This is a genomic window from Flavobacterium poyangense (assembly GCF_011751075.1).
Lineage (GTDB): Bacteria > Bacteroidota > Bacteroidia > Flavobacteriales > Flavobacteriaceae > Flavobacterium > Flavobacterium poyangense.
The window spans coordinates 207,529-220,637 of sequence record NZ_JAALLN010000002.1 but is presented as its reverse complement, the minus strand read 5'-3'; the positions used below and the strand labels follow the sequence as shown (position 1 = coordinate 220,637).

The following is a 13,109-nucleotide window of genomic DNA, read 5'->3' as shown; positions in this document are numbered from 1 at the left end:
GATAATTTTAAAACATATTAAATCATGATAAAAAATTTCAAATGGCTTTTATTGGTTTCACTGACCTTTATGGCTTGTAATAGTGACGACGACACTCCCGCTGTGGTAAACTCGTCTGATGGGCAGCCCCTGACTTCAGGGACAGCTAATTTTTCGAAATATGTAGCTTTGGGTGATTCTTTTGCAGCCGGTTTTTCAGACAATGCCTTGTTTAAAGCAGGTCAGACAAATGCTTATCCTAATATTCTGGCACAGCAATTCGCTTTGGTTGGAGGAGGTACTTTTACAACTCCCTTTATGGCAGATAATCTTGGAGGGTTTTCTACCGGAGGCGTTCAGGTACCATCGCTAGGAGTTCGATTGTATCTGAATGTGGCTACAAGTACACCTGTTCAGGTAAGTGGTATTTCGGGTACTGATATTGGTACGCATTTAACCGGTACTTTTAATAATATGGGAATTCCGGGAGCAAGAGCAACACATTTGGCTTTTGCCGGATACGCCACTGCTAATCCTTATTTTAGAAGAATTGCTTCTTCACCTACAGCAACTGTTTTGGCGGATGCTTTGGCGCAGAATCCTACTTTTTTCTCTTTGTGGATTGGAGGTAATGATGTTTTAGCGTATGCTACATCCGGTGGAGACGGAACAAGCCCGATTACGGCACCGGCTACTTTTGATGCGGTGTATAAAAATTTAGCAACAGAATTGTCTAAAAATGGAAAAAAAGGAGTTGTGGCAAACTTGCCTTATATCAATACACTGCCACATTTTACTACAGTTCCGTATAATCCATTAACGATTGCAGTTTTGGGTAATGGGAATACTGCAGTAGGAACTGCTACCATTAATGCGTTAAATGCGCAATTGTATGGGCCGTTAAAAAATGCATTAAATTATCTTGGGGTGACGGATAGAATTGATTTGTTATCGTTAACGGCAGCAAATCCGTTATTGATAAAAGATGAGTCTTTGACTAATTTGTCAACGCAGCTTACCGCGGTTCTTACACCTTCAGTTGGAGCACAAACTGCCGCTTTTTATGGTACTGTTTTTGGTCAGGCACGTCAGGCTAAAGCGACAGATTTAGTGCTTTTAGCTACCAGATCAGCAATAGGGACAGCGCCAACAAAGGATGATTCCGGAATAGGAATGGCGCCACCGGCTCCATTGGATAAATTTGGAATTACTTATCCGCTACAGGATAAATTTATTCTGGTGCCAACTGAGATCGCTGAAATTAAAGTAGCTACAGATGCTTACAATGTAACTATTGCAGCAGCTGCCCAAGCAAATGGTTTGGCTTTTGTTGATGCAAAAGCGGTGATGGAGCAATTGTCTACAACCGGAATTACTTTAAATGGGTATACAATGACATCAACATTTGTGAGCGGAGGAACCTTTTCTCTAGATGGAGTACATCCGTCGGCAAGAGGTTATGCGCTTGTTGCAAATAAATTTATAGAAGCAATTAATCTTAAATACGGATCAAACTTAAAAGGAGTTGATTTAGGAAAATATCAGATTCTTTATCCTAAAGTACTGCCATAAAGTTAGTTTTTTTAGCAAAAAAGCCACTTGTTATTGTAACAGAGTGGCTTTTTTTTATTTAGAAAAAAAATGGTTTTTCGGTGATTTTGGGGCTGACTTTTAGGAATCAAACAAAATCATAGTATTTTTTATAAAAAAATATTGATTTTATATTATAAAAAATTATCTTTGCGCTCTGAAAAAAGAGGTATTTTCGATAAACCTAAATAGCTATTTAATAAATACATAAGTAATGTCAAAAGTAATAGGAAAAGTTGCTCAAATCATTGGACCAGTAGTTGACGTAGTTTTCAACGGAAAGGATGTTGAACTTCCAAAAATTTATGATTCATTAGAAGTCACAAAAAAAGATGGAACATTATTAGTTCTAGAAGTACAATCTCACATTGGAGAAAACACTGTTCGTACCATTTCTATGGACTCAACTGACGGTTTGAGTAGAGGATATGAAGTAGTTGGAACAGGAAATCCAATCCAAATGCCAATCGGTCCAGATGTATATGGACGTTTATTTAATGTTGTTGGAGACGCAATTGATGGTTTAGGTGAATTGCCTAAAACTGGAGAAAATGGTTTGCCTATTCACAGACAAGCTCCAAAATTTGAAGATTTATCAACTTCATCTGAAGTTTTATTCACAGGTATTAAAGTAATCGATTTGATTGAGCCTTATGCAAAAGGAGGTAAAATTGGATTGTTCGGTGGTGCTGGTGTTGGTAAAACGGTATTGATTCAGGAGTTGATCAACAATATCGCAAAAGGTCACGGTGGACTTTCTGTATTCGCAGGAGTAGGAGAAAGAACTCGTGAAGGAAATGACTTACTTCGCGAGATGTTGGAGTCAGGAATTATTAAATACGGTGATGATTTCATGCACTCTATGGAAAATGGAGGATGGGATTTATCTAAAGTAGATATGCCAGGAATGAGAGAGTCTAAAGCTACTTTCGTTTTCGGACAAATGAATGAGCCACCTGGAGCTCGTGCTCGTGTTGCACTTTCAGGATTATCTATCGCTGAGTATTTCCGTGATGGAGCAGGAACAGATCAAGGTAAAGACGTATTGTTTTTCGTTGATAACATCTTCCGTTTTACACAAGCAGGTTCTGAGGTATCAGCACTTTTAGGACGTATGCCTTCTGCAGTAGGATACCAACCAACTTTGGCAACAGAGATGGGAGCTATGCAAGAGCGTATTACTTCTACAAACAAAGGATCTATTACATCTGTACAGGCGGTTTACGTTCCTGCGGATGACTTAACTGACCCGGCACCGGCTACAACTTTTGCTCACTTAGATGCAACAACTGTATTGTCTCGTAAAATTGCTGAGTTAGGTATTTATCCTGCGGTTGACCCATTGGATTCTACTTCAAGAATTTTAACTCCACATATCTTAGGAGATGAGCACTATAACTGCGCACAAAGAGTAAAAGAGATTCTTCAAAAATACAAACAATTACAAGATATCATCGCGATTCTAGGTATGGAAGAGTTATCTGAAGAAGATAAATTAGCTGTATCAAGAGCACGTCGTGTACAACGTTTCTTGTCTCAGCCTTTCCACGTAGCGGAGCAATTTACAGGTATTCCTGGAGTATTGGTTGATATTAAAGATACTATCAAAGGATTCAACATGATTATCGATGGTGAGTTAGATCACCTTCCGGAAGCTGCTTTCAACTTGAAAGGTTCTATCCAGGATGCAATCGAAGCTGGAGAGAAAATGTTGGCAGAAGCATAATAATCAAGCAAGCTTGATAACATCAAAAAATAAAAATTCCAAATTCCAAAATTGGGATTTGGAATTTTATAATTTGGAATTTTAAAAAACAGTTATGATTTTAGAAATAGTATCACCAGAAGCAAAATTATTTTCAGGAGAAGTAACTTCGGTTACAGTTCCCGGAGTTGATGGAAGCTTTCAAATATTGAATCATCACGCTCCTATCGTTTCTATTCTAGAGAAAGGAACTGTTAAAATTGTAGCTTCAAGCTTCAATTTTTCTAAAGATGTAGCGACTAAATTCACGAAAGTAAATGATCAAACCTATACTTTAGATATTGAATCAGGTACTATCGAAATGAAAGACAATAAGATTATTGTTTTAGCAGACTAAAACAGTTGCAAAATAAATAGAAAGCCAGACAGCAATGTCTGGCTTTTTTGTTTTTGGTCATTTTAGATGGATCAATACAAAACTTGTAGGTGAAGATTTTAGTGAACTTTATATGCTTTTAACTGCAAGGTGCGCAAGGATTTTTTTGTTTGTGTTGATCGCAAAGGCCGCAAAGTATTAACACAAAGCAAAGTCTTTTGCACGCAGATTTTGCAGATTAAGCCGATATTTGTTTTGTGCTCAGATAAAAAACAATCTGAATAAATCTGCTACCCGAGCGATAGCGAACTGGCGAAGCAAATCTGCGTGAAAAAATTTCACTGCAAACATAGGAGTTCGCAAAGCTTTATCAAAAAGTTGTTTCTTAAGCTTTAACAACTTCTTGTGTTTGCTGAGTCTTTTACACGCACATTTATTTAGGTTAGTTTTGCAGGAAGTGTAAAGCCAAAATAACCGTTTAATCTGTAAAATCTGTATATAGACCTTTGCTTACTTTGCGTAAAACCTTTGCGAACATTGCGGTTAAGAAAAATGAAGCGAAGAATTCTATTTTCTCACAACTTCTCGTGTTGATCTTTTGTGTTATTGTAATATTCCCCAGAAACCGCTTGAAATATAAGTGTTTACAGTAAGTCCAGATATAATCCCCCAGGATATAATTCCTAAAGCGCTTATTGCAAAGGTTTTTACAAGTTGAAGTTTAGTGTCTTTATTTAAAAACTTATAGTAAAAGAGCGTAAAATAAAAAAGCTGAAACAGTAGAAAAAATAAAGCCTGATAATTAGGAGATAAGTGGAATAATAAGGAGAGAGGTAAAATTAATAGCGTATTGACGAGTATACAAAAGCCCAGCATGTACATACCTGCCACAAGATGTTCCGTATAGTTGTAGTTTTCTTTTTTGTAAAACAGCCAGAAAAAAAAGGCAATTAGAGGTAGGGCCATCATCGCCATCAGATTAGAATACTTTTTCATGAAATGAAACATTTTTTCTTTTCGTTCATAAAGATGTATGATTTTTTCTTTTTGAATTGGGTCTGAAATAGCACTAAGTTCTTGATTTTCTTTTGGAATATCAATTGGAGGTGTTTCTTTTGGGATATTGGAAATGAAAACAAAGATAGCGGCAACCAATAAGAAAAAATTAAGTGGAGGAAAGTACTTCTTTCTTTTACCATTGATATATTCCTTAGCAACAGTTCCGCTTTTTAATGTCAAAGACCTAATAAGTTGAAAAATCCCTTTGTCGGCATGTAAAAAATAATGAACAGCTTCATGAAAAATCTCATGTGGACTTATACGATGCAAATCTACTTTTTGACTGCACTGAGGGCAATAATTAAAATCCGGATAATTCTGTGTTTCACAGTTTTTGCAAATGATCTTCATTCTTTCTTTTTTTTAATGCAATATACAAATTAGTCAGAATGAGTTTATGAATTGAAAATTAGAAATATTATTATTTTAATTAACAAATTCAGTTCGAATATTAAGGTACTGATTGATGAATTATGGTTTTTCCGTAATGTTTTTTGACCTTGAAGGTATATCGTTATTTATTGTTAGAATTAACTAATTCCGGAGAATTGTTTGGGAGATACCATCAGCGTTTTTGATCTTGGGGGCTTTGTGATTATAGAAATTGTGGATTCTTAATTCGGCTGGGTATCGTCATTTAGAAGTGTTGCTTGGGAATTAGATTTTGAATGGTGGATTATATAAAATCCGCTTTTTATTGATATTGGAATCAATTTGATAACTTTGCTTTTATGAATTTACCGGAAAATCTTATTCAAAAGCTAGAAAACAGGAAGCAAAATAATTCGTTGAGACAATTGCCAAGTTTTAATAATCTGGTCGATTTTTCTTCTAATGATTATATTGGGTTTTCGAAATCGGAAGCTATTTTTAAATTGGCGCATCATTATTTGATTGAGAATGAAATCATTCAAAATGGAGCGACAGGTTCGCGGTTAATTTCAGGGAACCATTCGTTGTATCAAATTACAGAATCGTTTATTGCGCAGTTTCATGATGCAGAATCGGCTTTAATCTTTAATTCGGGTTACGATGCCAATGTTGGTTTTTTTAGCGCTCTACCGCAGCGAAATGATGTTATATTGTATGATGAATTAAGTCACGCTTCGATTCGTGATGGAATTATCATGTCTAATGCTAAATCGTATCGGTTTAATCACAATGACTTTGAAGACTTGGAACGTCTTATTCTGAAATTTCCTGATACTACGATTTACATTGTCACCGAAACTGTCTTTTCTATGGATGGTGATAGTCCAAATTTAGAAGAGCTGGTGTTGCTTTCGGAAAAGTACAATTGTTTCTTGGTGGTTGATGAAGCGCATACTCTGGGTGTTTTTGGAGAAAAGGGCGAAGGACTCATGCAACATTTACAATTACACCACCGTATTTTTGCCAGAATCATGACATTCGGAAAAGGATTGGGTTGCCATGGCGCAGCAATTTTGGGAAGTAGCGAACTTAAAGAATATCTGGTCAATTTTGCCAGAAGTTTTATTTATACTACAGGATTGTCGCCTCATTCGGTGTCTACGATTCAAACGGCGTATCATCAATTGGAGCTCGAAAAGGGAACTATTGAGAAATTGCGTCAGAACATTGTTTTTTTTAATCAACAAAAAAATATATTGGGTTTGAAACCAATGTTTGTTCGCAGTAAATCAGCGATTCAGTCGGCAATTGTTCCGGGGAACGGCAATGTAAAAAGACTGGCTCAGCAATTACAAGATAAAGGCTTCGATGTAAAACCGATACTTTCTCCAACAGTCCCGGAAGGGCAGGAGAGACTTCGTTTCTGTATTCACAGTTATAATTCAGAGGAGGAGATTAACGAGGTTTTGGGGTTGTTGAGGGACTTTGTGTTTTAGATCTTCTCGTTGTTGTTTCACAGAGATGCACAGAGTAGTCACAGAGATACGCAGAGATTTTTTTGTGCATCTCTGTGTTTTTTCTTTTCGCATCTTTGTGAAACTTGAATTTTAGAATTATTTAGGATGTTTTGTGTTGTTGTTTCGCAAAGATTCACAAAGTAATCGCAAAGATTTACAAAGATTTTTTTGTGTATCTCTGTGTTTTTTCTTTGCGCATCTCTGTGGAATTTATTTATGAGAATAAAAAAAATCAAGCTGTCAACCCTTTATTTTACTGGATTCTGAAAAAAAAATGTAATTTTTTTGTAACGTTTTTAAGCTTTGTTTACTTACGAGTCGTAATCAAATAAACCAAAACAATTATGAAAACTATTTCAACTTTATTAGAATCAAAAATCTTCCATTTTATTTTTATCTTTCTAACTTCAGTCGCATTTGGATTTGCACTGACGAATCAATTTTTATTAAACCATCCTGACAAACATCTTCTTATTTCGACAGCATCGTGGTTTTTATTGGCTGTAGTTTTTTGGCAGAAAAGTAAGAATCAGAAGTAAAAGAGCATTTTTTAAGTAATCAAACAAATAACTTTATTTAACCAACAAAATGAAAAATATAATCAAATTAGCAATAGTAGTAGTAACATTTATTTTTGGTGGGGTTACGAATGCCCAAACGTCTTCTCCGAAACTGGAAAATTCTCTTTTGTGGGAAGTATCAGGAAAAGGATTGGCGAAGTCTTCTTATTTGTACGGAACAGTGCATATGATTTGTTCAGGAGATTATTTTCTTTCTGAGAAAACTAAAAAAGCATTCGACAAATCAGATAAATTAGTTTTGGAAATTAATTTTGCGGATCCGAAAGTGATGTCAGAATTACAGGGAATGGCAATGGGAAAACTACCGTTAAGTAAAAAATTAGATCCGGAGCAATTGTCAAAATTGAATTTAATATTGCAAAAAAGTGGTGGAATGACAGTGCAACAGGTGGACAGTTTTAGTATGTTGACGGTGATGAGTTTGATCTCCATGAAAAGTTTTGGTTGTAACGACTTGAAATTTTATGAATTGGATTTTATTGAATTGGCAAAGAAACGTCAACTGGAAGTTGCAGGTCTGGAAACTGTAAAATCGCAATGCGAGAGTTTTGAAAATGCTTATTCTGATAGTGAAATGATTGCTATGCTGGAAGAAACGAATAGTGAAGAAACGACTAAATTAGTAGGTAATTATAAGAGTGAGAATTTAGAGTCTTTATACAAATTAACTACTGATGAAAAAATAATGAATCTTAAAGCTAAGAAATACATGCTTGACGATAGAAATGCCAACTGGATTAAAATTATGCGGGAGCAGATGAAAAAGGAAAGTGTCTTTTTTGCGGTTGGAGCAGCACACTTGGGAGGTGATACTGGAATAATTAATTTGTTGAGAAAAGCAGGGTACACGGTAAAACCAGTTATGAATTAGAATTATTTTGAAAGAGAAAGAATTTTTAAATCGTATAGAAAGTCACAAAGGGATTTTGTACAAAGTTTCGAAAATGTACATGGATAATGCCGATGATCAGCAGGATTTATTTCAGGAAATTGTTTGTCAGCTTTGGAAATCGTATGAATCTTTTAGAAATGAAAGTCAATTTTCGACATGGATGTACCGCGTGGCTATTAATACGGCAATTGTATTTCTTAAAAAAGAAAAACGAAAGGTTGATAAATACGAGATTGCTTCAGAGAATATAAAAGAAGATGAGGATGATTCGCATATAAAAGAAAGTCAGATCGATCATTTTTATAAAGCAGTTCAAAAATTGGAAAAAATAGATAAGGCGATTATTTTTTATCAACTGGAAGGATTTTCTCATAAAGAAATTGGAGAAAATCTGGGTATTTCGGAGGGGAATGCAAGAGTAAAATTAAACAGAGCAAAAGAAAAATTAAAAGAAATAATAAAAAATCAGGGATATGGATTTTAATGATATACAAAACGCATGGAACAATGAGAAATCAGATACGATCATTCTTCCTAATAATCTGGAGAAAATACATTCGGCTAACACGCCCTTAGACAAGATTAGGAAAAATTTAAAAAGTGAACTGATTTTTCAGATTGTTTTAGCTTTTCTAATTGGATTTGTACCTTCTACATTCTCGTTTGAGCAAAAGTTTATAATGCCTTATTACTTACTTTACAGTATGTTTATAGCGGTTACTGTTTATTATTTGGTTAAGCTATACTTGTTCTACAGACGATTGAATACAATTACATTAAGTACAAAAGACAGTTTATACGAAACCTATTTTGATATCAGACTGAATATGGAATTGTATAAAACCTACGGGTTTGCATTGACTCCTTTCATGATTTTGTTTCTGGTGGTTTTCGTTTATTTTCAATCTTCAAAAGAAGCCAGTTTTGTGATGTTCGAATTTAGTAATACAGAAATTATATCGGTCTTTTCGGTAATTGTATTCTCAATTCTTTTTATGGGACTGAGTTTAGAATGGTGGGTTCGCTTTTTTTATGGGAAGTACGCCAAAGAAATAAAGACGGTTATAGATCAATTAAAAGAAGAGTAGCTAATTCAAGTTACTAGTTGTAAAATGTATAATGTATACTGTAAGCCTGATTAGTTTTATTTTGAATTACTGAAGCACAAAAGTAAATGACAGGTCTGTAAAATAGAATGCAGTATTATTTGTTGCTGTTCTGTTACAATTTTCAAAAATGGTACTATACTTTATGTTTAGCTTCTGCGGAAAATTGGAAGTCGGGCAAAAACAGATAATTTGTGTTGGTTTGAACAGCATATTCAGCATCTCACAACTCAAATTTCACAACTAGCAATTTGAATTAGATAAACAACAAACCCATCGTAATGATGGGTTTGTTGTTTTTATTGGTATTTTTGCATAATATTAAAAGAGAACAATGAAAATATTTATAACCGGAATTTCTACTGATGTAGGTAAAACGGTGACTTCTGCAATTGTGGTTGAAGCTTTAGAAGCTGATTATTGGAAACCTGTTCAGGCAGGTGATCTGGATAATTCGGACAGTGATAAAATCAAGTCAAAAATTTCAAATACTAAATCCCGCATTTTCGAGAATAGTTATAAGTTAAATACGCCTGCAAGTCCGCATTTGGCAGCAGAAATTGATGGCTTAAGAATTGAATTGAGCGAAATTAAAGAGCCAGAAACAACTAATCATTTGGTGATTGAAGGGGCCGGTGGGATTTTTGTTCCGCTGAATGAAACGGATTTGATTGTCGATTTGATTCAGCCCGATTATAAGGTCATTGTTGTTTCAAGACATTATTTAGGAAGTATCAATCATACGCTGTTGACTATTGAAGCAATACAAAACAGAGGTTTTGAGGTTGCCGGAATTATTTTTAGCGGAAACGAAAATAAAGCTACCGAGGATTTAATTTTGAACAAGACAGAAGTAAAGTGCATCGGAAGAATAGAAGAAGAACCTTATTTTGATCAGAATGTAATTCGGGAATACGCTGATTTGTTTAGAGAGAATTTATTAAAACTATAATTGTGTATTGTGAAATGTGTTTTGTAAGATGTAAGAAGTCAATAATCGCAAAGTACATTTCACATTTCACAAAACACATTTCACATATAAAATGACATTATCAGAAAAAGACAGCCAGTATTTATGGCATCCGTATACACAACATAAAACAGCACAAACCCCAATAGCCATCTCGAGAGGAGAAGGTGCCTTGTTGTGGGACGAGAACAATAAAGAATATATTGATGCAATTGCATCATGGTGGGTAAATCCGTTTGGACACAGTAATAAATTTATTGCGGATGCGATTTACAAACAGTTAACGACTTTAGAACATGTTTTGTTCGGAGGTTTTACACACGAACCTGCGATAAAAGTAGCAGAGAAGCTTATTGAAATCTTACCAAAGAATCAGCAGAAAATATTTTTTTCTGATAATGGTTCAACTGCGGTGGAAGTGGCTATAAAAGTAGCGCTACAGTATTTCTTCAATAAAAACGAGAAAAGAACGACTATAATTGCTTTTGAAAATGCTTTTCACGGAGATACTTTTGCAGCTATGGCGGCAAGCGGTATCTCTTTTTATACGCAGGCTTTTCAGGGAATGTTTATCGATGTAGTGCGGATTCCTGTTCCCGTGAAAGGATCAGAACAGTTGAGTTTTGATGCCTTGAAAGCGGTAATTGAAAATCATACCTGTGCCGGATTTATCTTTGAACCATTAGTTCAGGGAGCGGCCGGAATGGTGATGTATGAACCTGAAGCACTGGCGACTTTAATCCGGATTTGTAAAGAGAATAAAGTTTTAACCATAGCCGATGAAGTAATGACGGGTTTTGGTAAAACAGGTAAAACTTTTGCGATGGGTTATGTTACCGAAGAGCCCGATATGATTTGTTTGTCGAAAGCTTTGACAGGCGGGACGATTCCAATGGCGATTACGACTTTTACACAGGAGGTTTTTGATGCGTTTTATGATGATGATATTAATAAAGCACTGTTTCACGGACATACTTTTACGGCAAATCCAACGGGATGTGCAGCAGCTTTGGCTAGTATTGACCTGTTGCAGACGGCTGAAATGCAGGATAACATTCAAAGAATAAATAAGAGTCATCTAAGTTTTCAAAAGAAAATCGAGAATCATCCAAAAGTCATTACTGCCAGAACTTTAGGGGTAATTTTTGCAGTTGAAATAAAATCGGATTCGGAAGAAAGTTATTATGGTTCGATGCGAACGAAACTATATAATTTCTTTATTGATAAAGGAGTTGTTTTAAGACCGGTTGGAAATATTGTTTATATTTTGCCTCCGTACATCATGACGGATGAACAGCTTCAAAAAGTTTATGCGACTATTGAAGAAGCTATTGAAATGGTTTAAGTTGTTTAAACCATATGAGTTATATAAGATCATTTAAGTATGGCTTAATCTGTTGGTGTAATTTTAGAAATTATACGTAGCATATAGAAAGATGGGTTTGCTTTTTTTAAAAGAGTTTTAAAAAAGAAATATATTTCAATCACTTAGTCAAGCTATGAGGTCTTCGACTTCACTTAGACTGACAGTTGAAATTTTAAATATGTGAAACGCTTTTTTTGGTTTTAAGACTATGTTTTTATGTGTTTAAAAAAATACACACAAAGGATATAAGTTAGTTGATTTTATAAACTTAAATATTTAAGAACGTTGCAAACTTTACATAAACATTGCGAACTTTGCAGTTAAATACAATACATTGAATAAAAAAATCTCCATAACAGCTTTCTCTTCTATTTCTCCTTTGGGTAATAGTCCTGAGGAAATCTGGGACAAATATCTGGATAATCAACATTGTTTTTCGAGGCAATTTTTAGATCAGCAGGAAACTTCTGTTGCGGCTTTAGGTGTTGCATCAAAACAAATTGTGGCCGAAGTTCGGGAGTCTGATATTAAATACAAATTTTTAGATGATTCTGTTCTGTTTGCTTTAGCAGCTTCAAGAAAAGCGGTTGAAAAAGCAGGTTGGAATAAAGAGGATGTTTTCGGCATAAATATTGGTTCTTCACGTGGCGCTACCGACTTATTCGAAAAGCATTACAAAGAATACATCGATACGGGTAAAGCACAGACTTTGGCTTCACCAACCACCACTTTGGGTAATATCTCATCATGGATTGCACATGATTTGCAGAGTGTTGGCCCGGAAATTTCGCATTCGATTACCTGTTCGACAGCACTTCATGCTCTTCTGAATGGTGTGGCGTGGTTGCGATCGGGAATGGCAGATAAGTTTCTGGTAGGGGGCAGCGAAGCACCTTTAACAGATTTTACGATTGCTCAGATGAGAGCGCTAAAAATATACTCCCGTATTGATCAGAATGAAGAAGCGTGGCCCAATCTTGCTTTTGATTTTGAGAAAACACAAAATACTATGATTTTGGGCGAAGGAGCCGCAGTATGTTGTCTGGAAGCCGGAGAGAAGGAAAATGCTATTGCATATGTTACGGGTGTTGGTTATGCGACGGAGATCTTAGAACATAATATTTCAATTTCCGCAGAAGCAGATTGCTTTCAAAAGTCTATGAAAATGGCTTTACAGGAGACCAATCCGGATGAAATTGATGCGATTGTAATGCATGCTCCCGGAACCATAAAAGGAGATCTGACCGAGCTACGTGCCATCGAAAAAGTTTTTGGCGCTAAAATCCCTTTATTGACAACAAATAAGTGGAAGATCGGGCATACTTTCGGAGCTTCCGGAATATTGAGTTTAGAATTGGCTCTTTTGATGCTGCAAAACAATACGTTTGTTAATGTTCCTTTTGCTGAAGAACAAAAACAAACTCAGCCCTTAAAGAAAATATTGATTAATGCAGTTGGCTTTGGAGGTAATGCGGTCAGTATTCTGATTGAAAAAGCTTAAATCTATATTTTGAGATAGAGATGTTTAGAGTTACAAAGGTTCTGAGGTTCTAAGGTATAGGAGGGTTAACTTGTTGCTAATCTGCATGTTTAACG

At 35.4% G+C, this 13,109-nt stretch carries 11 protein-coding genes; 10 read left to right on the top strand and 1 reads right to left on the bottom strand.

The window, feature by feature from the left end:
- Positions 1–24 precede the first annotated feature (24 nt).
- The 3 genes from G3A47_RS05825 (at position 25) to G3A47_RS05815 (ending at position 3,671) form a co-directional block, all read left to right on the top strand.
- A complete protein-coding gene (locus G3A47_RS05825) occupies positions 25–1,551 on the top strand; it encodes an SGNH/GDSL hydrolase family protein (RefSeq protein ID WP_166921244.1) in 1,527 nt (508 codons plus the stop codon).
- Between the two features lie 232 nt (positions 1,552–1,783).
- Positions 1,784–3,295, top strand: a complete 1,512-nt coding sequence (atpD, locus tag G3A47_RS05820) for a F0F1 ATP synthase subunit beta (protein ID WP_166921243.1) — start codon at positions 1,784–1,786, stop codon at positions 3,293–3,295.
- Positions 3,296–3,389: 94 nt separating this feature from the next.
- Complete coding sequence (locus G3A47_RS05815; RefSeq protein ID WP_166921242.1) at positions 3,390–3,671, top strand: F0F1 ATP synthase subunit epsilon; 282 nt, start codon at positions 3,390–3,392, stop codon at positions 3,669–3,671.
- A gap of 582 nt (positions 3,672–4,253) precedes the next feature.
- Here the strand turns inward: G3A47_RS05815 and G3A47_RS05810 are convergent.
- Positions 4,254–5,060, bottom strand: a complete 807-nt coding sequence (locus tag G3A47_RS05810; protein ID WP_166921241.1) for a DUF3667 domain-containing protein — start codon at positions 5,058–5,060, stop codon at positions 4,254–4,256.
- Positions 5,061–5,440: 380 nt separating this feature from the next.
- Here G3A47_RS05810 and G3A47_RS05805 point away from each other — a divergent pair, with 380 nt between their 5' ends.
- From G3A47_RS05805 to G3A47_RS05775, 7 genes are all read left to right on the top strand, one after another.
- A complete protein-coding gene (locus tag G3A47_RS05805) occupies positions 5,441–6,577 on the top strand; it encodes an aminotransferase class I/II-fold pyridoxal phosphate-dependent enzyme (protein WP_166921240.1) in 1,137 nt (378 codons plus the stop codon).
- A 609-nt stretch (positions 6,578–7,186) separates the two neighbouring features.
- Positions 7,187–8,050 (top strand): TraB/GumN family protein, encoded by an 864-nt coding sequence (locus G3A47_RS05800; protein WP_166921239.1) that lies wholly within the window; start codon positions 7,187–7,189, stop codon positions 8,048–8,050.
- Between the two features lie 4 nt (positions 8,051–8,054).
- Positions 8,055–8,555: an RNA polymerase sigma factor gene (locus G3A47_RS05795; RefSeq protein ID WP_409994006.1), complete on the top strand. Its 501-nt coding sequence runs from the start codon at positions 8,055–8,057 to the stop codon at positions 8,553–8,555.
- Entirely contained in the window at positions 8,545–9,159 is a 615-nt protein-coding gene (locus tag G3A47_RS05790) for a hypothetical protein (RefSeq protein ID WP_166921238.1), read from the top strand. The genes G3A47_RS05795 and G3A47_RS05790 overlap by 11 nt, the downstream gene beginning before the upstream one ends.
- A gap of 352 nt (positions 9,160–9,511) precedes the next feature.
- Positions 9,512–10,129: a dethiobiotin synthase gene (gene bioD, locus G3A47_RS05785; protein WP_166921237.1), complete on the top strand. Its 618-nt coding sequence runs from the start codon at positions 9,512–9,514 to the stop codon at positions 10,127–10,129.
- A gap of 91 nt (positions 10,130–10,220) precedes the next feature.
- On the top strand, positions 10,221–11,492 hold the full coding sequence (gene bioA / locus G3A47_RS05780) for an adenosylmethionine--8-amino-7-oxononanoate transaminase (RefSeq protein ID WP_166921236.1): 1,272 nt from the start codon (positions 10,221–10,223) through the stop codon (positions 11,490–11,492).
- A gap of 355 nt (positions 11,493–11,847) precedes the next feature.
- The gene (locus G3A47_RS05775; protein WP_166921235.1) at positions 11,848–13,014 is read left to right on the top strand and encodes a beta-ketoacyl synthase N-terminal-like domain-containing protein; all 1,167 of its coding nucleotides are present in this window, start codon (positions 11,848–11,850) and stop codon (positions 13,012–13,014) included.
- Positions 13,015–13,109 lie beyond the last annotated feature (95 nt).